The 20,797-nt window shown below is 64.8% G+C and carries 19 protein-coding genes, 1 pseudogene and 1 riboswitch; of the genes and pseudogenes, 6 read left to right on the top strand and 14 right to left on the bottom strand.

Annotated features, from left to right (window positions below; all coding sequences use genetic code 11):
- The first annotated feature begins 21 nt into the window (after nt 1-21).
- Nucleotides 22-975: a LysR family transcriptional regulator gene (locus tag AC1RR3_RS07140; protein WP_492820782.1), complete on the top strand. Its 954-nt coding sequence runs from the start codon at nt 22-24 to the stop codon at nt 973-975.
- A gap of 4 nt (nt 976-979) precedes the next feature.
- On the opposite strand, the gene clpS is transcribed toward AC1RR3_RS07140, so the two are convergent.
- From clpS to AC1RR3_RS07125, 3 genes are all read right to left on the bottom strand, one after another.
- Entirely contained in the window at nt 980-1,285 is a 306-nt protein-coding gene (clpS, locus tag AC1RR3_RS07135; protein ID WP_492820780.1) for an ATP-dependent Clp protease adapter ClpS, read from the bottom strand.
- A gap of 128 nt (nt 1,286-1,413) precedes the next feature.
- Complete coding sequence (gene crcB / locus AC1RR3_RS07130; RefSeq protein WP_492820778.1) at nt 1,414-1,797, bottom strand: fluoride efflux transporter CrcB; 384 nt, start codon at nt 1,795-1,797, stop codon at nt 1,414-1,416.
- 31 nt (nt 1,798-1,828) lie between these two features.
- A complete protein-coding gene (locus tag AC1RR3_RS07125) occupies nt 1,829-3,004 on the bottom strand; it encodes an MFS transporter (protein WP_492821425.1) in 1,176 nt (391 codons plus the stop codon).
- Nucleotides 3,005-3,140: 136 nt separating this feature from the next.
- A riboswitch (Fluoride riboswitch) is annotated at nt 3,141-3,225 on the bottom strand.
- A 263-nt stretch (nt 3,226-3,488) separates the two neighbouring features.
- Here AC1RR3_RS07125 and AC1RR3_RS07120 point away from each other — a divergent pair.
- Together AC1RR3_RS07120 and AC1RR3_RS07115 are read left to right on the top strand one after the other, a co-directional pair.
- Nucleotides 3,489-4,352, top strand: a complete 864-nt coding sequence (locus AC1RR3_RS07120; protein ID WP_492820776.1) for a DUF1194 domain-containing protein — start codon at nt 3,489-3,491, stop codon at nt 4,350-4,352.
- A gap of 175 nt (nt 4,353-4,527) precedes the next feature.
- Nucleotides 4,528-5,160: a hypothetical protein gene (locus AC1RR3_RS07115; RefSeq protein WP_492820774.1), complete on the top strand. Its 633-nt coding sequence runs from the start codon at nt 4,528-4,530 to the stop codon at nt 5,158-5,160.
- 19 nt (nt 5,161-5,179) lie between these two features.
- Here AC1RR3_RS07115 and AC1RR3_RS07110 read toward each other — a convergent pair whose 3' ends face one another.
- Nucleotides 5,180-5,953: an enoyl-CoA hydratase/isomerase family protein gene (locus tag AC1RR3_RS07110; protein WP_492820772.1), complete on the bottom strand. Its 774-nt coding sequence runs from the start codon at nt 5,951-5,953 to the stop codon at nt 5,180-5,182.
- A gap of 182 nt (nt 5,954-6,135) precedes the next feature.
- Complete coding sequence (locus AC1RR3_RS07105) at nt 6,136-6,777, bottom strand: carboxymuconolactone decarboxylase family protein (RefSeq protein ID WP_492820770.1); 642 nt, start codon at nt 6,775-6,777, stop codon at nt 6,136-6,138.
- A gap of 89 nt (nt 6,778-6,866) precedes the next feature.
- Between AC1RR3_RS07105 and AC1RR3_RS07100 the strand changes: the two are divergent.
- Nucleotides 6,867-6,998 (top strand): annotated as a pseudogene (locus tag AC1RR3_RS07100) (hypothetical protein); the annotation flags it as partial.
- 363 nt (nt 6,999-7,361) lie between these two features.
- Nucleotides 7,362-7,964 carry a hypothetical protein gene (locus AC1RR3_RS07095; RefSeq protein WP_492820768.1) on the top strand — a complete coding sequence of 201 codons (603 nt, stop codon included), beginning with the start codon at nt 7,362-7,364 and terminating at the stop codon, nt 7,962-7,964.
- Between the two features lie 4 nt (nt 7,965-7,968).
- Here the strand turns inward: AC1RR3_RS07095 and AC1RR3_RS07090 are convergent, their stop codons facing one another.
- The 8 genes from AC1RR3_RS07090 to AC1RR3_RS07055 all read right to left on the bottom strand — a co-directional run bounded on the left by AC1RR3_RS07090 (nt 7,969) and on the right by AC1RR3_RS07055 (nt 17,281).
- On the bottom strand, nt 7,969-9,216 hold the full coding sequence (locus AC1RR3_RS07090; RefSeq protein ID WP_492820766.1) for a class I SAM-dependent RNA methyltransferase: 1,248 nt from the start codon (nt 9,214-9,216) through the stop codon (nt 7,969-7,971).
- Nucleotides 9,209-9,943, bottom strand: coding sequence for a TlyA family RNA methyltransferase (locus AC1RR3_RS07085; RefSeq protein ID WP_492820764.1), 735 nt, complete (start codon nt 9,941-9,943; stop codon nt 9,209-9,211). Before AC1RR3_RS07085 ends, AC1RR3_RS07090 begins: the two co-directional genes overlap by 8 nt.
- Before the next feature lie 26 nt (nt 9,944-9,969).
- The gene (locus tag AC1RR3_RS07080) at nt 9,970-10,524 is read right to left on the bottom strand and encodes a nucleoside 2-deoxyribosyltransferase (RefSeq protein WP_492820762.1); all 555 of its coding nucleotides are present in this window, start codon (nt 10,522-10,524) and stop codon (nt 9,970-9,972) included.
- 183 nt (nt 10,525-10,707) lie between these two features.
- Nucleotides 10,708-12,636 carry a 1-deoxy-D-xylulose-5-phosphate synthase gene (gene dxs, locus AC1RR3_RS07075; protein ID WP_492820760.1) on the bottom strand — a complete coding sequence of 643 codons (1,929 nt, stop codon included), beginning with the start codon at nt 12,634-12,636 and terminating at the stop codon, nt 10,708-10,710.
- A gap of 587 nt (nt 12,637-13,223) precedes the next feature.
- Nucleotides 13,224-13,475, bottom strand: coding sequence for an exodeoxyribonuclease VII small subunit (locus AC1RR3_RS07070; protein ID WP_027516568.1), 252 nt, complete (start codon nt 13,473-13,475; stop codon nt 13,224-13,226).
- Nucleotides 13,476-13,549: 74 nt separating this feature from the next.
- Nucleotides 13,550-14,479: a histone deacetylase family protein gene (locus tag AC1RR3_RS07065; protein ID WP_492820757.1), complete on the bottom strand. Its 930-nt coding sequence runs from the start codon at nt 14,477-14,479 to the stop codon at nt 13,550-13,552.
- A 133-nt stretch (nt 14,480-14,612) separates the two neighbouring features.
- Entirely contained in the window at nt 14,613-16,268 is a 1,656-nt protein-coding gene (locus tag AC1RR3_RS07060; protein ID WP_492820755.1) for a bifunctional metallophosphatase/5'-nucleotidase, read from the bottom strand.
- 254 nt (nt 16,269-16,522) lie between these two features.
- Nucleotides 16,523-17,281 carry an enoyl-CoA hydratase-related protein gene (locus AC1RR3_RS07055; protein WP_492820753.1) on the bottom strand — a complete coding sequence of 253 codons (759 nt, stop codon included), beginning with the start codon at nt 17,279-17,281 and terminating at the stop codon, nt 16,523-16,525.
- Between the two features lie 314 nt (nt 17,282-17,595).
- Between AC1RR3_RS07055 and AC1RR3_RS07050 the strand changes: the two genes are divergently transcribed.
- Nucleotides 17,596-18,831, top strand: coding sequence for an MFS transporter (locus tag AC1RR3_RS07050; RefSeq protein ID WP_492820751.1), 1,236 nt, complete (start codon nt 17,596-17,598; stop codon nt 18,829-18,831).
- 180 nt (nt 18,832-19,011) lie between these two features.
- Here the strand turns inward: AC1RR3_RS07050 and AC1RR3_RS07045 are convergent, their stop codons facing one another.
- Nucleotides 19,012-20,790: an acyl-CoA dehydrogenase family protein gene (locus tag AC1RR3_RS07045; RefSeq protein ID WP_492820749.1), complete on the bottom strand. Its 1,779-nt coding sequence runs from the start codon at nt 20,788-20,790 to the stop codon at nt 19,012-19,014.
- Nucleotides 20,791-20,797: the final 7 nt, after the last annotated feature.

Raw genomic sequence — 20,797 nt, 5'->3', positions numbered from 1 at the left:
TGCATAAGCGGGATTGAAGCCATGGAGATCAACTGGCTGCACGATTTCATCGCGGTGGCATCGACACGCAGCTTTTCGCGTGCGGCGGAGCAACGAAATTCGTCGCAGCCGGCGCTGAGCCGCAGGATCAAGGCGCTGGAGCTGTGGGCGGGCGCAGCATTGTTCGAGCGAACGACGCATGCGGTGAGCCTCACAGCCGCGGGCGAGGCGTTCCGCCTCACCGCCGAAGACGTCATCCGCCGCCTTTCATCCGGCCGCCTGGAGGCCCAGGAGCTGGCGCGCGGCTCCTCCGACGTGCTGAAATTCGCATCGACCAACGCGCTGTCGCTGACGTTCTTTCCGGACTGGTTGCGCGGAATCGAAACCGCGCTCTCTTTCGTCCCGAACGTCCAGCTCGTCGCCAACCACATGGAGGCGTGCGAGCGCATGCTGCTGGCCGGCGAGGTGCATTTCCTGCTGTGCCACCATCATCCGGCCACGGTCACCGCCCTGACGACGTCGCAATTCCGGTCCGTGCATGTCGGCAATGACTGCCTGATCCCGGCATCGGTGCCGGCCTCGAAGTCCGCCAAGGCGCCGCGGTTCAGGCTGCCGGGAACGGAGACGGCGCCGGTTCAATTTCTCAGCTACCGTTCCGAGTCCGGGATGGGAAAGATCCTCGAAGCGGTCCGCTCGACCTCGCCGCTCAGGGCGCAGTTGAAGCCGGCGTTCACCTCGCATCTTGCAAAGCTTCTCGTCACCATGGTCCAGGCTGGTCGCGGCATGGCCTGGCTGCCGGAAAGCCTCATTACCGATCAGCTCGCATCAGGCGAGCTGGTCAAGGCGGGTGGACGGGAATGGGAGATTCCGATCGAGATCCACGTGTTTCGCCCGAAGTCCAGACTGACGCCGGCGGCAGAGGCGTTCTGGAAACACGTGCAGGAGCATCCGCTCGAGAGTCTTGCGCGCAGGCCAACCCGCTCCCGCCGCAGCTAGCGACCTACTCCTCCGGCTCGGTCGTGAACAGCAGCGGATAGCCCTTGGCACGGCCGGCATCGGTGGCGCGTGTGGCCTTGGTCTCGGCGACGTCCTTGGTGAAGACGGCGACCACGCAGGCCCCGAGCTTGTGGGCGGTTATCATGACCTTGTAGGCCTGATCCTCGGTCATGCGGAATTCGGCCTTCAGGATCATGGTGACGAATTCACGCGGCGTGAAATCGTCGTTGATCAGGATGACCTTGTGCAGCTTGGGCCGCTCGACCTTGGTCTTGGTCCTGGTTTTCGGCTTGGTGACGGCGTCGTTCATCGTGTCCTGAAACGTCCCTTCCAGACCGCTTATTATATTGCACGCCCGGGGGGCTCTCCAAGATGGGGCAACCGCTCATCATCATGCCCGAGGGGATGGGCAGGAATGCGTCGATTGTGCGGGTGGCCTCACGGCAGCGCCCTGACGAGTTGCAATGCGGCTATGAGCGCGCCCACGGACAACACGACCGATCCAACCATATAGGCCGCGGAGGCCCATGTTTGCCCGCGCTCGATCAGGTACCAGGCATCCAGCGAGAATGTCGAGAATGTGGTGTAGCCACCGCAGATCCCGACCGTAAGGAAGATACGGGCGGCCTGCGGCAGGTTCCATCTGGTGGCGAACAAAGCAGCGAAAAGGCCGATCAGGAACGATCCCGTCACGTTGATGATCAGAGTGCCCCAGGGAAAGTCGGTGCCGAACAGCCGGCCCGAGGCGATTGCGACGAGGTAGCGCACGACCGCACCGAGTGCTCCGCCCGCTGCGACGGCCAGAATATATTGAACGTTCAACGTCTCGTCCCCCAGTTTGCGACCTGCATGATCATTTGTTCTCCTCCGCCAGCCCATTGCCGACGGCGAGCAGTCCTGCGAGTGAGACCAGCGCGAAGCCGAGCCCGGCCAGGAACGTGCCGGCCGGACCATAGGCGTCCCACAGCGCACCGGCGATCACGCTCGCGGCCAGCAAGGCCAGTCCCGTGAACAGGTTGAAATAGCCGAACGCGGTGCCGCGCAGGCTCGGCGGTGCTGCATCGGCGACGAGGGCCGAGAGCAGGCCTTGCGTCAGCCCCATATGCAGGCCCCACAATACGACGCCGAGCGCGAGTCCTCCAAGGCTCGGCAGCAGCGCGAGCGCGAGGTCGGCGGCGGCGAGGAAGACGAGGCCGAGCGCGAGCAGGCCGGTCCGGTTGATCCGGTCCGACAGCACGCCGGCCGGGTAGGCGGAGAGCGCGTAGACGATGTTCATCAGCACCAGCACCGCCGGCACCCACATCGCAGAGAGACCGATATTCTGCGCACGCAGGATCAAAAAGGCCTCGCTGAAGCGCGCGAGCGTGAACACCACCCCGACCGCGACGACGCGCCAGTACACGGGCCCGAGCTGTCGCATCGCGGCGGTGTTCAGCGGATTCTTCGCGGGCTCCCGGCTCGGGTCCGGCTCCGGCTCGCTCACCGCAAAGGCGATCAGTCCAAAGGACAGGACAGCCGGCAGCACCGCTGCCCAGAAGACGAGGGTAAAATTATCCGCCGTCCACCACATCAGGCCGATCGCGACCAGCGGCCCGACGAAGGCGCCGATGGTGTCGAGCGACTGCCGCAGGCCGAAGCTCGCGCCGCGCAGGCCGACAGGAGCGATATCGGCGATCAGCGCATCGCGCGGTGCCCCGCGGATGCCCTTGCCGACCCGGTCGATGAAGCGCGCCGCCACCAGCCATCCAACGCTGGGTGCAAGCGGGAACAGCGGTTTTGTCACCGCGGCCAGTCCATAGCCAAGGGCGGCGAGGAACTTGCGGCGGCCGAGCCAGTCCGACAGTGCACCGGAAAAGATCTTTGTGATCGAGGCCGTCGCCTCCGCGATGCCTTCGATGAATCCAACCGTGAGCGTGGAAGCGCCGAGCACGGTGACGAGATAGACCGGAAGCAGCGCGTGGATCATCTCGGAGGAGACGTCCATCAGCATCGAGACGAAGCCGAGCACCCAGATCCCCCTGGGTAACATGCTGCGCGCCGCATTCGGTGTCGTTGTCTTCACGTCGTGGACTTGTCCCTGGCCTTTGTCTTCAGGCAACAAAAAACCCGCCATCGGCGGGCTTGTCCATGCTCCCGCCAAAGGCAGAGGCCCAAAGATTGCCTCACCTCAAGCAGGAGTCATCAGCCCACTACGGTCCAAGATACAGGGCCGCCGGGCGGTTGTCGGGGGACTCCATCCCCATCTGTGCGGTCAGCCTAGCATGGAAATCGCGCCCGACAAGTGGGCGGGGAAGGTCTGTCCCCGGCTCGGTGCTGCGGGACGCTCGGGAATGACGGTGTGAGCGATCGCGCGCGTTCCGGTGGCGCAAGCGCGGCAACACGGCGGCAGCTTTGCGCGAAGCGCAAACTCCAAACTCGCAAATTCCTGACTGGAATGTGAAGCGCAAGCGATCTTCGTACTTTGCGGCAAGGCGATTGCATGTCACCATCGCGTCATACGACGGGAGACTGCGATGCGCTTGCTGTTCTCGATCGGGGCTGTGCTGGTGGCCGGCGTGCTCGCCGGAGGGGACGTTGCGGGCTTCGCGGCACCGGGACCCAAATTCGAACCGTCCAAACATCAACCGCAGCGGTTGGCAGCCGACAGGGATGCGCAAACGGTCGACGTCGAGCTGATCCTCGCGGTGGACGTCTCCTACTCCATGGACATGGACGAGCTCGCGATCCAGCGCGAAGGCTATGCGCAGGCGATCCAGTCGAAGGAGTTCCTGCAGGCGCTGAAGCTCGGTCCGAACGGCCGGATCGCTGTGACCTATTTCGAATGGGCCGCCTCCACCGACCAGAAGATCATCATCCCCTGGCGGCTGGTTGACGGACCGGAGACTGCGGATGCGGTCGCCGCCGAAATCTTGAAGACGCCGATCCGGCGTGCTTCGCGCACCTCGATCTCCGGTGCGATCACCTTCGCGATGCCGCTGTTCGACGAGGATCCCTATCGGGGCCTGCGCCGCGTCATCGACATTTCCGGCGATGGTCCCAACAACAATGGCGGGCCGGTCACGGTGGCGCGCGACGCCGCGCTCGAGAAGGGCATCGTCATCAACGGCCTGCCGATCATGGTCAAGGAGCCGTCCTATTCGACCATGGATATCGACAATCTCGATTACTACTACGAGGATTGCGTCGTCGGCGGCCCCGGCTCCTTCGTCATCGCGATCAAGGACCGTGACAAGTTCAAGGAAGCGATCCGCACCAAGCTGCTGATGGAGGTTGCGGGCCGCATGCCGGACCGCCCCGTGATGCGGGTTGCGGACAAGGAGCCGCGGGTCAATTGCATGATCGGCGAGAAGATCTGGTCGGACCGCTGGGGCCGCTGAAGCACCTCGAATGAGGCGCTTTGTCTCGTCTCGCCCGAGGGTTGAATTTAACCGCTCGTTAACCGGTGTGGGCCCTAATCGAATTGTTTCTGTTTGTTTCCGGACAGGTAGCCCTTGGTTGCTGACCGGCAAGCGACCGGAAGCCGATTTGTCAGCTTCGTCCGCCGAGCACCCAATGGCCGTCATCTCGTCATCCACCAGCCAGATTTCGCCTGCCAATGAGCGGATCTATCACCAGAGCAATCTGCTCGGTGAGTGGAAGGGCAATTGGGTCGGAAACAACCAGCCGGTCAGCTTCAAGGTTGTGAACATTCGCGGTGCCCGGGCCGTGGTCGAATACACACATAACGGGCACACCGAGCGCGGTTTCGGCCAGGTCAATGGCGCGCTCCTGACCTTTGGATCGGTCACGGTCGGAACCAAGGACGGCAAGAACCTCGTGCTGCTGTCCTCCGTGGGCGGCGGCAAGCAGACCGCGTCGCTCGAGAAGCAGGCACCGCCGGCCTCTGACAGTCGCCTGATGGGAAGCTGGGGCGGCTATTCCGCGGACAACGGCAAGAGCGCGAGCTTTCGCGTCCTCTCCGTCAACGGCAACGAAGCCCAGGTCAGCGTCACCACCGAAGGAATCACGCGCCAGGGCACCGGCATCGTCTACAAGAACGTCATCATGTTCGGACAGTCGCAGATTGCGACGAACGACGGGCAGAACGGCAAGGTCATCTATCAGGTCGGCACCAAATCCTTCTCGGTCGACGTGACGAAATATCCGCCGGCGGATTCGTCCTCCTCGCTGGACATGACGGCCTGAGCGCGTCTACGCCGATCCCTCACCAGTTCGGCGCCCGCTTCTCGACGAACGCCCTCAACCCCTCCTGCGCCTCATCCGAGGTCGCGACGTTGCAGAAATCGTCCACGGCGCTGGCAATGCTGCGCCGGTAGTCGAGATCGATCTGCCGCATGAAGGCGGCGCGGCCCATCCGCAGCACCGCGGCCGACTTCGCCGCGAATTGCGCTGCGAGCTTCTGTGTCTCGGCTTCGAGCTCTGTATCTGCGACGACGCGGTTCACCACGCCGAGCTCGCGTGCCTCCGCGGCGCTGAAGACGCGGCCGGTGAACAACAGCTCGAAAGCACGGTGGCGCCCGACGATGCGTGGCAGATGGGCGTAGTGGATCGCGGGGATGACGCCGACGTCGATCTCGGGATAGCCGAAGCTCGCGCTCTCGGACGCCAGCACCACGTCGCAGGACACCGCCATGGTCATGCCGCCGCCGCGCGCCGCACCGCCGACTGCGGCGATCGACGGCTTTCCGAGCCCGTACTGGGCATCGTAAAGGTCGATATAGAGCGCCTGGAGGAATTCACGGATCTGCGCGCCGGATTTGCCGAGCAGGATGTCGAGGTCGAGCCCCGCCGAAAAGCGTTTTGGAATGGCACTCGCCAGCACGACGACGCGCGCATCGGCATCGTCGGCGGCGCGTCGGAGCGCCGCCACCACCGCGCGGATGACCTCGAGGCTCAGCGCGTTGACGGGCGGACGGCGCAGCGTGATGCGGGCGATCTTGCCTGTGCGTTCGTAAATGACGGGATCGTCAGATGTCACCGGGGTCTCCAGTTTAGGGCGTCAGCAGTTGCTGCTCGCTCTCGATCAAGTTGTAACTCTCATAAGCATCCACGTCGTCATTGCGAGCGGAGCGAAGCAATCCAGAGTCTTTCCACTGCGACGATCTGGATTGCTTCGCTGCGCTCGCAATGACGGAGCTTGAAAGAGCGCGTGCGTTGTTTCTATTTGGCCGCAAGCGGCGGCAGCGGCGGCACGCTGTCGTTCGGTGCTTCGGCCTGCATCGTGATCAGCGTCATCGAGACCAGATCGTAATAGCCGATCAGGCCGATGATATCCATGATGCCGCGCTCGCCGAACTTTTGCTGCGCTGCGCGGTAGATGTCGTCCGACACCTTCTTGTCGCGATAGAGCGCCATTGCAAGATCATAGAGGGCGGCTTCGTCATCCTTCATCGCCTTCGGCCGTACGCTGTTCGCGACGTCCTTGGCGACGTCTGGATCGAGGCCGGCCTTCATCGCCAGCGGATAATGCGCGAACCATTCATATTGCGCCGTCCATTGCCGCGCGGTGATCAGGATCGCGAATTCGCTGAGGCGCGCCGGCAGCGACGAATTCCAGCGCAGATAATCCGACATCGCCGAGAGCTTGGGTGCGAGCTCGGGATTACGGATATAGGCGCGGTAGGGCGGGTTGGTGAATTTGGCGTTGCGCGGCGGCACCGCGATCGCATCGGCCCATTCCTTCTGCGGCGGGGTGAGCTCGTCCGGCTTCAGCGGTGTGAAGCGGGTCGGCTCGGCTGCGCGGCCGGCCCCCGAGATCGTCACGGCGAACAGCGCAACCAGCGCCAGACCCATATATCGCATCGTCATCCTCCCGTTACGGCGGACTCGCGCCGCCTTGTTCGCGGGATAGCTTACGTTGCGGGACGCGCCGTGCAAGGCCTCGGGAATGCATGCTAGACTGCGTGGTGGAGATTGCTTGTCACGGGGAGGGACCGATGACTGACGAACATCCGATGATGGCGGGCTCCGCCACCGTTTTCGTCGTCTCGGACATTGCCGTCAGCCTCGCCTATTACCGTGACGTGCTCGGCTTCGAGGTTACCTTCGAGTATGGCCAGCCCCGTCCTATGCCTGCCTTTGCCGAGACGAAGTCGGCCTGCACCTACTTGCGACGGCCGCAACGAAACGGCTGCCCGGACAGGGCGGCCTCTGCGTTTTCGTCAGGGACGTCGACCAGATCTATGCGGAGATGTCCGGCCGCGGGGCCATGCTGCTCAACCGACCGGAGGACCGCGACTACGGCATGCGCGATTTCGACGTCGTCGATGCCGAGGGCAATCAGCTCACATTCGGCATGGGGGTTTCTGGAACCGGGTGAACATCGCTCGGCTGGTATTTGCGGCATCCCGAGGGTATGATTTGCGACCTTTTTAACGGTCTCCCGAATGCCAAATCTTGCACGTTCCTATGGTCTCGCAATTCTCTTGGCGCTGCTCTGCCTCGGCGAAGCGCCGGCTCATGCGCAAGCCGCACCCCTGCAATATTGGATCCCGGGCGGGCCGTTCGGCTTCGGCGGCGCTGCCAGCCAGAGTTCGGACAGCTACGGCAATTTCCCGAGCTTCAATGCCGCCGACGCAAGCGGCCGCTCCAATTTTGCGAACGGCTTCTTTGTCGGCAGCCAGCGGGGCAATCTGAATTGGAGCGGTCTCAGCCAGACGGGGCTGGCCGGTAATTTCAGCGCGCTCTCCTATGACAGCACGCAGTTCGGCTACAACACCAAGACCGCGGGCGGCATGCCCGTCACGTTCTTTGCCGGTTTCAACTCGCAGAAATACGGCGACGGTATCGGCAGCTCGCTCGCGCCGCTCACCTCGGGCGTTTCGCCCGGCTACGGCGCGTTCGCGGGTGTCGAGTTCAAGCCGACCTCCAATCTCAGCCTGTCGTTCGGGGCCGGGTTCGCCCAGCAGGACTCGGGCCGCATGGACAGCGATATCAAATCGAACATGCTGCCCGGCGAGTCTCCGGCGCTGAGCGGTCTTCGGCGTTAGAAGATTAGCGCGTAAATTTCGCCACCAATTCCACATGCGGCGTGTGCCGAAACTGGTCGACCGGCACCACGGTCTCGATCCTGTAGCCGCCGTCAATCAGCAGTCGCGCATCGCGGGCGAAAGTTGCGACGTTGCAGGACACCGCGATCACCACAGGCACCTTGCTTGCGGCAAGTTTCAGCGCCTGCGCCTGCGCGCCCTGGCGCGGCGGGTCGAACACCACGGCGTCGAAGTCGCGCAGCTCGGGTGGCACCAGGGGGCGGCGGAACAGGTCGCGCGGCTCGCACCTGATCGGCTTCAGTCCAGGTGTGCGCGCAGCTTTCGCGAGCGCTGCGACCGCGCCGGCATCGTTGTCATGGGCGGTAACTCGGGCCTTCTCGGCGAGCCTCAGCGCAAACGGGCCGACGCCGCAGAACAGGTCGAGCACCTCCTTGGCTTTGCCGACGCGTTCGGCGACGAGCGCAGCCAGCGTCTCTTCGCCGGCGACGGTCGCCTGCAGGAACGAGCCCGGCGGCAGCGTCACTTCGGCGCGGCCCATCTTCACCGTTGGCGGCAGGCGTTGCAGCACCAGCTCGCCATGCCGCGTCAGCCGCGCCAGGCGATGCTGCTCGGCGACGCGCGACAGCGCGGTGACGAGCGGTGTCGGCAGCGGGCCGGAGCCGCGCACATCGACATCGAGGCCGTTGGCGGTGGCGGTGACCTGGATGTCGAGCGGTTTGGTCACCGGCATTTTCGACGTCAGCGGCTCGGCCAGCGCCCAGGCGGCATCGAGCGCGCCCTCGAGCGCGGGATCGAGGATCGGGCAGCGATGGATCGGGATGACATCGTGCGAGCTCGCCGCCGAGAAGCCGACCTTGAGAATGTCATGCGTGCCGAAGCGGCCATGCAGCGTGACGCGCCTGCGCCCCAGGCCATGGGCATCGACCAGCGGCGCAACCTCGCAATCGATGCCGGCCTGTGCCAGCGTCTCGACCACGATGCCGCGCTTCCAGGCGCGATAGGGCTCGGCCGTCCAGTGCTGGATCGCGCAGCCGCCGCAGACGCCGAAATGCGGGCAGAACGGCGCGACGCGCTCGGGGCTTGCGACATCGACCGCCAGCAGCTTGCGGCGGTCAGGGTGGTTGCCCGCGACGTGGTCGACCTCGACGGTCTCGCCGCCCAGCGTATAGGGCACATAGACGGCATCGCCCGCAGTCAGCGAGACGCCGTCGCCGCGATGGCCGACGTGATCGATCGTCAATCGCTCAACCACGACGCGCGCCCAGGAAGAATTCGATATTGCCGTCGCCGCCCGCAATCGAGGAGGGGAACACCTCGATGTCGCTGCAGCCGAGCGAAGCGGCGAATGCGGCGATGTCGTCGCAGATCTCCCGGTGCACGGCGGCGTCGCGGATGATGCCCTTCTTGTTGTGCTTCCGGTCAGCCTCGAATTGCGGCTTGATCAGCGCCAGCAGGCTCATCGGTGCAGCCGCCAGCGACAACGCCACCGGCAGCACCGTCTTCAGCGAGATGAAGCTGACGTCGATGACGACGACATCGGGCCGCGCCGGCAGGCGCTTGCCGTCATAGGCGCGGATGTCGGTCTCCTCCATCGACATGATCTTGGGATGACCGCGCAGCGAGGCGTGCAATTGGCTGGTGCCGACATCGATCGCGAAAACGAGGCTCGCACCGTTCGCCAGCAGCACTTCGGTGAAGCCGCCGGTGGAGGCGCCGACGTCGAGGCAGACATGATCCTCGATGTCGATCGGGTAGCGCTCCAGCGCGCCGGCAAGCTTGACGCCGCCGCGCGAGACATAGGGATGTGCCGGCTCGGCCTGGATCACGGCGTCCTCGGCGATCGTCTCCGACGGTTTTGCCACCTGCTTGTCGTCGGCCGTGACGAGGCCGGCCTCGATCGCCGCGCGCGCCCGCGCCCGGCTCTCGAACAGGCCGCGTTCGACCAGCAGAACATCCGCGCGTTTGCGGGCAGGGGACATCATCTCTCCAAAGACGACTGAAGCGTCTATGTAACGATCAATCGCGCGGCCGCCATCCGGACGCAAGTCTCGAACGCCGCAAGATCGTGCCAGACGTCGATCGGCATCTGGGCCGGCGTCACCAGCGGGCAGCCATGCAGCTCGACCGCGTGGATCATCATGAGATTGTCGACGAGGCCGAAATCCTCGACCGTCAGCCCCTGCGCATCGACCAGCCGCCCGTCCTCGGAGGTGACGTTCGTGAAGCGCGTGACGCGGTCGGCATAGGCGGCGGGATCGTTGGAATAGGCGAGGCAGAATTTGCGGCGGCCGGCCATGAAGCCCAGCTCGTAGACGGTGCCGGGATCGGCGCCGGCGCCGCGGAACGGGGTGAGGTTGGCGATGATGGCGTCGGCCTCCTCCATCATCGCCTCGTTGCCACAAAAGATCTGCCGCGAGGCGTCGGGTGAGGTGAGGTCGATCGTGTTATCGAGGGGATAGAGGCCGGTCAGGCCATGAGCCGCGCAGATCGCGGCCTTCTGCCGACCAATCTCAACCGCATCCGGCAGGAACACGTCGGGGCCTGCCAGATAGATTTTCATGGGAATAGAACCGAGGAAATTTGGATCAAGGTGCGAGCCTTAGCGCACGCTCTGCTCCCTCCCCCGCTTGCGGGGGAGGGTTGGGGAGAGGGTGTCTCCGTCATCGAGATACGCCCGAGGGGAGAGAACCCTCACCCGGCGCTTCGCGCCGACCTCTCCCGCGAGCGGGAGAGGTGAACCCAATCAAGCCAGCTTGACCGTCTCGGTCTTGACGTCCTTGCCGAGTGCCTCGAACACCTTGGCGACGATGCCCTTGGCGTCGAGGCCGGCGCGGGCGTACATCGCCGCCGGTGTGTCGTGGTCCTGGAACACGTCGGGCAGCACCATCGTGCGGAACTTGACCATGCCGGTGTCGAGCACACCCTGATCGGTCAGGAACTGCGCGACATGCGAGCCGAAGCCGCCGACCGAGCCTTCCTCGACCGTGATCAGGACGTCGTGGTCGCGGGCGAGCTTGAGCACCAGATCGGTGTCGAGCGGCTTCATGAAGCGCGCATCGGCGATCGAGGTGGAGAGGCCGTGAGCGGCGAGCTCGTCGGCCGCCTTCTCGCATTCGGCCAGACGCGTGCCGAAGGAGAGCAGGGCGATCTTGCTGCCCTGGCGGATCATGCGGCCCTTGCCGACCTCGAGGGGAACGCCGATTTCGGGCATCTCGATGCCGCGGCCTTCGCCGCGCGGATAGCGCAGCGAGCTCGGACGGTCGTTGATCGCGACCTGGGTCGCCACCATGTGCACCAGCTCGGCCTCATCGGCCGCCGCCATGATCACCATGTTCGGCAGACAGCCGAGATAGGCGTTGTCGAACGAGCCGGCATGGGTCGCACCGTCAGCGCCGACAAGACCGGCACGGTCGATGGCGAAGCGGACGGGCAGGTTCTGGATCGCGACGTCATGCACGATCTGGTCGTAGCCGCGCTGCAGGAAGGTCGAGTAGATCGCGCAGAACGGCTTGTAGCCTTCGGTCGCAAGACCGGCGGCGAAGGTCACCGCGTGCTGCTCGGCGATACCGACGTCGAAGGTGCGGTCCGGGAAGGCCTTGTTGAAGATGTCGACGCCGGTGCCGGACGGCATCGCCGCGGTGATGGCGACGATCTTGTCGTCCTTCTCGGCTTCCTTGACGAGGCTCTGGCCGAACACGTTCTGATAGGCCGGCGCATTCGGCTTGGACTTGGCCTGGGTGCCGGTCGCGACGTCGAACTTGACGACGGCGTGGTACTTGTCGGCGGAAGCTTCCGCCGGGCCGTAGCCCTTGCCCTTCTGCGTCACGACGTGGACCAGGATCGGGCCGGTCTCCATGTCGCGCACGTTCTTCAGCACGGGCAGGAGATGGTCGAGGTTGTGACCGTCGATCGGACCGACGTAATAGAAGCCAAGCTCTTCGAACAGCGTGCCGCCGTCCATCATGAAGCCGCGGGAATATTCCTCGACGCGGTTGGCGCGGTTGGCGAGGATCTTCGGCAGGCGCTTGTTGATCTGCTTGGCCGCATCGCGCAGCGTGCGATAGGTCTTGCCCGAGTAGAGCCGCGAAAGATAGGCGCTCATCGCGCCGACCGGCGGCGCAATCGACATGTCGTTGTCGTTGAGGATGACGATCAGGCGCGAGTTCATTGCACCGGCGTTGTTCATGGCCTCATAGGCCATGCCTGCCGACATCGCGCCGTCACCGATCACGGCGATAACGTTGTTCTTGCCGCCGGCGAGGTCGCGCGCGACAGCCATGCCGAGGCCGGCGGAGATCGAGGTCGAGGAATGCGCTGCGCCGAACGGATCGTAATCGCTCTCGCTGCGCTTGGTGAAGCCGGACAGGCCACCGCCGGTGCGCAGCGTGCGGATGCGGTCGCGGCGGCCGGTGAGGATCTTGTGCGGATAGGCCTGATGGCCGACGTCCCAGATCAGCCGGTCGCGCGGCGTGTCGAAGACGTAATGGATCGCGGTGGTGAGCTCGACCACGCCGAGGCCCGCGCCGAAGTGACCGCCGGTCACCGAGACGGCATCGATGGTCTCCTGCCGCAGCTCGTCGGCGACCTGGCGAACCTGCTCGACCTTGAGCTTGCGCAGGTCGTCCGGCGTCCGGATGGTGTCGAGAAGCGGCGTCTTACTGTATGCGTTCACGGCGATTTCCAATTTGTCAGCGCCGGAAGGTCGTTCCGGTGCGCGATGGGTTTGCACAATATCGGCGCAGCGCGAGTCCTTAAACCGTCGGAGCCACCTGCATGGGGCAAAGCCCCGTCTTCAAGCTTAGGTGAGCTTAAGTGCGCTCCGGTTCAGTCTCTGTGATCCCTGTCACTTAGATCGGCTTCGTCCGTCCCAGCCAATTTCTTCAGCAATTTGAAGCGCTTGTCGTTGGTAATCGGTCCCCACGTCAAGGCTAACAAAAAGCCACACTCCGCGCAGCTTTACACCAAAGCTTGGGCCAAAGCCAACCCACAGGGCCGATTACGGCCATGCCGCTGCAACCGGCGGGCCAGATTGGTTAACCGTGGCGCCGGCGGAGGAGTTCCAGTCTTGCCCGGTTCCTCAGCAGGATTTTGGGCAAGCGCATGGCTTTTTTGGACGGATTCGGGAGGGTTAGACGCCCTCGCGACAGAGTTCCCTGACCGCCGTGCCGGCGCACCGGGCGCCTGAGCGGAATCAGAGGCGTGCAATCATGAAAAAATGCAGGCGGCCGATGCTTGAGGCGGGCGGCTTCGAACGGCCGCCTACTGGACGTCGAGTGGCGCGGTGCCGGTGGCCTGACCGCTGGCGTCCGTGGTGATCTTGTCGACGCGCGCTTCGGCCTGGCGCAACAGCTCCTCGCAGCGGCGCTTCAGCGCCTCGCCGCGCTCGTAGATCGTCACGGATTCCTCGAGCGGCACCTTGCCATCCTCGAGCCGCTTCACGATCGTCTCGAGTTCCTCGATCGCGCGCTCGAAGGTGAGCCTGGAGACGTCGATTTGGGTATTTTCGGCCATATCCGTTTCCGATTGCCCGATTCGCATTCCCAGGAGTGAAGGCGGGTTTTGCGGGCTTAATGTGGCGGGTGTCGTCAGGCGCCCATCAGGGCGCCGACATGCGCCGTAACAGATTCTTTCAATCCTTGCAGGTCATAGCCGCCTTCGAGCACGGACACAACGCGGCCACCGGCGGACTTGTCGGCGAGGTCCATCAGCTTGCGCGTGACCCAGGCGTAGTCTTCCGCGCGCAAATTCAGCGAGGCCAGCGGATCGCGGTAATGCGCATCGAAGCCCGCCGAGATGACGAGAAGTTCGGGACTGAATTTTTCGAGCTGCGGCAGGATCAGATTCTCGAACGCGGAGCGGAATTCCGGGCCGCCGTCCTCGGACGCCAGCGGCGCGTTGACGATGGTGTCGTGGTCGCCGCGCTCGCCCTTCGCGCCGGTGCCCGGAAACAGCGGCATCTGATGCGTCGAGCAGTACATCACGGTGGGGTCCGACCAGAAGATGTCCTGGGTGCCGTTGCCGTGATGCACGTCGAAATCGACGATGGCGGCGCGCTTGATGCCGTATTTGCGCTGCGCATGGCGCGCGGCGATTGCGACATTGTCGAAGAAGCAGAAGCCCATCGGCTTGCCGATCTCGGCGTGATGGCCGGGCGGGCGCACCGCGACGAAGGCGTTGCGGTATTCGCCATTCATCACCGCCTCGGTCGCTGCGACCGCGCCCCCGACACCACGCATCACCGCTTCCCACGTGCCGGGGGACATCGAGGTGTCGCCGTCGATATAGACGAGGCCGCCGGTTGGCGCGATGTGGCGCAGTTCGGTGACGTAATCCTCGTTGTGGCACAGCGTCACGAGATCGAGATCGCCCTCCGGCGCCTGGTCGCGCACCAGGTACTGGAAACGCTCATGCGACAGCGCCTCCTCAACCGCGCGCAGGCGGTCCGGCCTTTCAGGATGTCCCGGCGGCGTGACGTGGTCGAGGCAGGCCTTGTGGGAGAGAAGAAGCGTGCTCATCAGGTCGGCCTCACAGGTACGGGCTCTTGACGTCGCTTGGCGCATCCGGCGCCAAAACGCAATGCAGAACCCAATCTATGCGTTCCCCAGGGAATGGCAAAGGGTTGTCCCGTTGCGGTCGGTTTGATCCAGATCAATTCACGCGCAGGATGCGGGTCGGTGGCAATGGTCCGATCGGCCCGTGCGCGCGGAAGAACACGAACAGCGCATCCGCGTCGTAGCCGCCATATTGCGGCGCTGCGCCCTGCTGGGCGACCGTGAAGCCGTCGCCGCCGACCGCGAGGTAATCGTTGAGGGTGACGCGGTAGCCGCTCCCGGCTTCGATCGGCCTGCCGTTGAGCATCATCTTCTCAAGGCTGACGCGTTCGCCGAACGGCTTCGACGCATCCCAGATGTAGCTGAATCCGTTCGAGACCTGGAGGATCCGCGGCCGCTTCGGATCGAGCCATTGCTGTTCCAGCATGTCCTTGAGCTGACTGCCCGTGAGCGTCATGGTGACGAGGCGGTTGCGGAACGGCTGGCTTGCGAACAACTCGCCAAAGGACACCGCGCCGTTCTCCTTCGGAATGACGTCGGTGCGGATGCCGCCGGGATTGGTGAGCGCGATGACAGCGCTGCCATCCCTGGTGTCCTTGGTCGCGGCAAGTTGCGCATCCGCGATGACGTCGCCGAGCGCGCTCTCGCCAGCCTCGTTCGGAACGCGCGATAGCGTCTGCGTCACCGATCCAGCCGGCCGGTTGGCAATCGGCGCCGAGAGCTTGTCATAGGCGTCGATCAGCGCGGTCTGCTCGGGGTCTTTCGCCAGCGAGGCATTGGCGACGATGACGTTCTCGGCCTTGGCGCCGACGATGTCGCGGGTGACAGGATCGAGCTTGAGGTCGATCGCGGTGACCAGCGTGCCGTATTTGTCGCCGCTGGTGACGAGCCGGCCGTCAATCTGGCAAATGTAGGCACGATGCGTGTGGCCGCTGACGACGACGTCGACGGCGCGGTCGAATTTCTTGACGATGTCGACGATGGGTCCGGTAATGGCCGGGCATTCATTGTAGTCGCCCGAGGGCTCACCGCCCTGGTGGATCAGCACCACGATCGCCTCGACGCCGCGCGCCTTCAGCTGCGGCACCAGCGCGTTCACCGTTTCCGCCTCGTCGCGGAATTCGAGCCCGGCGATGCCCGATGGCGAGACGATGCCCGCGGTCTCCTTCAAGGTCAGTCCGATGAAGGCGACGGGGATGCCCTCGAACTCACGGATCTCGTAAGGCGGCAGCACACTCTTGCCGGTCGCAGTCTCCACGGTGGAGGCCGCGAGATAATGGAATTTGGCGCCCGTGAAGGGGTGCGGACCCTGGCATCCGTCGACCGGATGGCAGCCGCCGTTCTGCATCCGCAGCAGCTCAGCCTTGCCCTCGTCGAATTCGTGATTGCCGACCGAGGTGATCGCGAGCCCCATCATCGAGAGCGACTCGATCGAGGGCTCGTCGTGGAACATCGCCGACAAAAACGGGCTCGCGCCGATCAAATCGCCGGCGGCCACGAAGATCGTGTTCTTGTGTCCTTCGCGCAGCTGCTTGACCAGCGTCGCCATGTACTCGGCGCCGCCGGCCGCCACCATGACCTTCTTGCTCTTGTCCTCGGGATCATTGATGCGGATGCCGCCCGGCGGCGGCCGCAGATTGCCGTGGAAGTCGTTGATGGCGAGGATGCGCAGCTCGACCGGCGCTGCGGTCTGGGCCGAAGCGGGGAGGGCGGCGAGCGCCAGCGTGAAGGCGGTCAGGAGAAGATATCGCATGGAACCAAGATTAATCGTTCCGCGCGAAGATTTCACGAAGCTTTCTTCCTTACTCCCCTTGTGGGAGAAGGTGGCATAGGCGGCCTTCGGCCGCCGTTCTTGAAAACGCCGATGCTTTGCATCGGCTATGGCGCCGGATGAGGGGGTTCTCTCCGCGAATACAAAAGAGGCGTGCTTGCGGAGACAACCCCTCACCCGGCTCGCCGCTTCGCGGCGAGCCACCCTCTCCCACAAGGGGAGAGGGGAAGACCAGATCACCGCTTCTTCCGGTTCGCGAACGCGTTGAACGCGGCCACGGCGTCGTCCGACTTCAACCGTTCGCCGAACAGATGGGCCTCCTGGTCGATGCGGCGGGTCAGCTCTTCCGGCGGGGAACGCAGCAGCTTGCGCGAGGTCGAGACCGCCTCGGCGGGCAGCCGGCAGATCTCGCGCGCCACCTTGCGCGCTTCGACCTCGGTATGTCCCGGCGAGACCACGGTGTTGACGAAGCCGGCCGCGTGCGCCTCCGCGGCAGTAAAAGTCCGCCCCATGATCAGCATCGCAAAGGCGCGCTGGTAGCCCATCGTGTTCGGCATCAGGAGGCTGGCGGCGCCGACCGGGACGAGCCCGAGATGGATATAGGGCGCGGAGAAGGTCGCCGCGTTCGAGGCGAGCACGTAGTCGCAATGAAACAGCATCACGGTGCCCATGCCGATCGACGCGCCGTCGACGGCCGCGATGATCGGCTTGGTGTTGAGGGCGAGCGAATAGAGAAACTTGGCGCCGTTCGACAGCGTCTCCGGGCGCGCCGTGTCGGCCTGGAGGAAATCGTCGATGTCGTCGCCAGCGGTGAACACGCCGGAGCCGCCGGTGATGATCATGCAGCGGATATCGGGGTTGTTCTGCGCGGTGTCGATCGCGCGGCTCATCTCCCGATACATGTCCTGCGTGATCGCGTTCTTCTTGCCGGGGCGGCGCAGGGTGATGACGCGCGTTCCACGCTCTTCGGTGACGACGATATTGCCATTCGGCATGAGAACTCCCTGCGGTCGCCGTGACGCTTGACTTTGGCGAGTCTCGCAAATGTCAGCCTACATCATCTTGCAGGCGTGCCAATCCGCCCGCTCGACCTTTTCGAGAATGATCTCCGGAAGTCCGGCGCATGGCGCCGCCGACGACGACCCGATTTCGGTCGGGAACCGCATCGCGTCGGGATCGCGCCGGTTGTATTGTCTTAAACGCTCCATTGCGCATTGCAACAAATAGCTACAATGTTTTATTTGAAAAACCAGTAGTTGTGAGGCACGATCGTGCCTGCTGCCGTTCTCTTTGGCCGATTGCGCGATTGATGATTGCCGGAACGAGTCTTGACGAATCATCGCTGCATTATCGCGGCTGGCGCGTTGTGCTGGCCTGCTTCCTGATGGCCTTCTTCATGTTCGGCTTCGGCCTTTATGGCCAGGGCGTTTATCTCGCCGAGCTCCAGCGCGCCCATGGCTGGTCTGGCTCGCTGGTCTCCGCGGCCAGCACCTTCTCGTTTCTCCTGACCTCCGTCCTCGTCATCTTCACCGACGATCTGCTCGCCCGCATCGGCCTGCGGTCGCTGATCCTGTGCGGCCTCGCCGCGCTCGGCGCATCGACGGTGATGCTGGCGCTGATGCAGACGCCCTGGCAGCTCTATCTCGCCTACGCGTTGATGTCGGTGGGCTGGGCCGGCATGGGCACCGTGGTGATCGCGACCGTGCTGAACTCCTGGTTTGAGCGGCGCCGCGGCCTCGCGCTCAGCCTCGCCTTCAACGGCGCGACCTGCGGCGGCATCGTCCTCGTGCCGCTGCTGCTGTCGCTGTCCGGCAGCATCGGCTTCCGCTCCGCAATGCTGGCGGCCACGATCACGATGGTGGTGCTGGTGCTGCCGGTCGTGGTCGTCTTCACCGGCTGGCCGGCCGGGATGCCGCTGGCATCGCGTGAACGCTCCGCCGGCGACACGACCGCGCCGGCTCATTCCCGCAAGACGCTGCTCGCCAACGCGGCGTTCTGGACCATGGTGCTGCCGATCGCGATCGCGCTGCTGGCGCAGATGGGCTTCATCATCCACCAGGTGACGTTTCTCGAACCGCTGATCGGGCGTTATGCCGCGGGCCTTGCGGTCACCATCATGGCGGCGATGGCGGTGGTCGGCCGCCTCTCGCTCGGCCTGTTCGTCGACCGGCTCGATCCGAGGTTCGCCTGCTCGGCGTCGATGACGAGCCAGGCGGCAGCGCTGTTCGTGCTGCTCCAGAGCACCAGCCCCACGGTGCTGCTGGTGTGCTGCGCCATCTACGGCTTCTCGATCGGCAACATGATCACGTTCCCGCCTTTGATCATCCAGCGCGAGATCGGCGCGGCTGCGTTTGCCGCCGCGATGGGGCTGGGCACGTCGATCAGCGGCATCGTCAGCGCCTTCGGCCCCGGCATCGTCGGCCTCGTGCGCAGCCTGACCGGCGACTACACCACGGCGTTCGCGATGTGTGTGGTGCTGGATCTCGTGGCGGCCGCGATCGTGCTGTGGCGGCCGGGGAGGCGTGCGAAGCTCGCAGCTTCGTAGCCGGTCTTACACACTCGGTGCCATCGCCCGACTTGATCGGGCGATCCAGTACGCCGAGACGCTTGTTGTTTTATCGCGAGGCCGCGGTGTACTGGATTCCCCGCTTTCGCGGGGAATGACAGCGGGGAGGCGGAGAGACCGCTCGTCGCATTGCGGGTGGTGTGACCGGCAGTGCGCCCCTTACCCCAACAACACCGCATCTGCCGCCGCAACCGACTCCGCGCTTTCCGTCACGGTGCGTTCGAGCGCGCCGGCCTGCACCGTGACGTTCTCGGCGAAGAAGCGCGCCAGCGAGACATAGCGCGCGGCGTCGGTGTTGCCGTCGGCTTTCGCGGCGAGCGCCTCGGAGGCCAGCATGCAGCCGCCGAGCGTCGCGCCGAACTGCTGGAGGTACGGCGTTGCGCCGGCGAGGGCTTCGTTCGGCGCAGATGCGACGCGCTCCAGCAGCCATTTGCTGGTGCGCGTCAGCGCCTCCAGCGCCTCGCGCAATTTCACGCCCGTGGTGCCGAAGGCGGGATCGTTGGAGGCTTCGACTTGGCTGACGGTTGCCGCGAGCTCGTCGAGCAGTGCCCACACCGCAGCGCCGCCATTGGCTGCGAGCTTGCGCGTGACGAGGTCGATCGCCTGGATGCCGTTGGTGCCCTCGTAGATCGCGGTGATGCGGGCATCGCGATAATGCTGGGCGGCGCCGGTCTCCTCGATGAAGCCCATGCCGCCATGCACCTGGACGCCGAGATAGGCGACCTCGTTGCCGATGTCGGTCGAATAGCCCTTCGCCATCGGCGTCAGCAGCGCCGCGCGCGCGGCCGCATCGGCGCGGACCTTGGGGTCCTTGGCGCGCGTCGAGACGTCGAGCGCGACGGCGGTGGCATAGCAGATGGTGCGCGCGGCCGCGGTCTGCGCTCGCATCCGCATCAGCATGCGCTTGACATCGGGATGCACGAAGATCGCGTCGGAGCCGTCGCCCTTCTTGCCGACGGCGCGGCCCTGCTTGCGCTCCTGGGCATAGGCGAGCGCCTGCTGATAGGCGCGGTCGGCAACGCCGACGCCTTCGAGGCCGACGCCGAGGCGGGCCTGGTTCATCATCGTGAACATGCAGCGCATGCCCTGGTTCTCTTCGCCGATCAGAAAGCCGATCGCACCGCCATGGTCGCCCATGGTCATGGTGCAGGTGGGCGAAGCGTGCATGCCGAGCTTGTGCTCGACGCCGGAGGCAAAGATGTCATTGCGTGCGCCGAGCGAGCCGTCTTCATTGACCATGAATTTCGGCACGAGAAAGAGCGAGATCCCCTTGGTGCCCGCAGGCGCGTCCGGCAGGCGCGCCAGCACGAAATGCACGATGTTGTCGGTCATGTCGTGCTCGCCATAGGTGATGAAGATCTTCGTCCCCTTGATGCGATAGGTGCCGTCGGCCTGCTTTTCGGCACGGGTGCGCAGCGCGCCGACGTCGGAGCCGGCCTGCGGCTCGGTGAGCTGCATCGTGCCGGTCCATTCACCGGAGACCAGCTTTTCGAGATAGATTTTTTTCAGCTCGTCGCTGCCATGCGCGTCGAGCGCCTCGATCGCCGAGGCCGTGAGCAGTGGGCAGAGGCCGAAGGCGACGTTGGCGGCGCTCCAGATTTCGGTGCAGGCCGCGTTGATCGCGATCGGCAGGCCCTGGCCGCCGAAATCCTCAGGCCCGGACACCGCGTTCCAACCGCCCTCGGTCCAGCGCTTGTAGGCATCGGGCCAGCCCGGCGCGGTCGTGACCTTGCCGTCGTCGAGCTTGATGCCGTGCTCGTCGCCGACCTTGTTGAGCGGCGCCAGCACGTCGGTTGCGAACTTGCCGGCTTCCTCCAGCACGGCGCTCACGATGTCGCCGTCGAAATCGCCGTAATGGCCGGCTTCCACGGCGGCCTTCAGGCCGGCGCCGTGATTGAGCGACAGCAGCATGTCAGAGATCGGCGCGCGGTAGGTCATGGCTCAC

This window comes from Bradyrhizobium sp. GW821-FHT13H05, from assembly GCF_058804065.1.
This window is presented reverse-complemented; position numbering and strand designations above follow the sequence as displayed.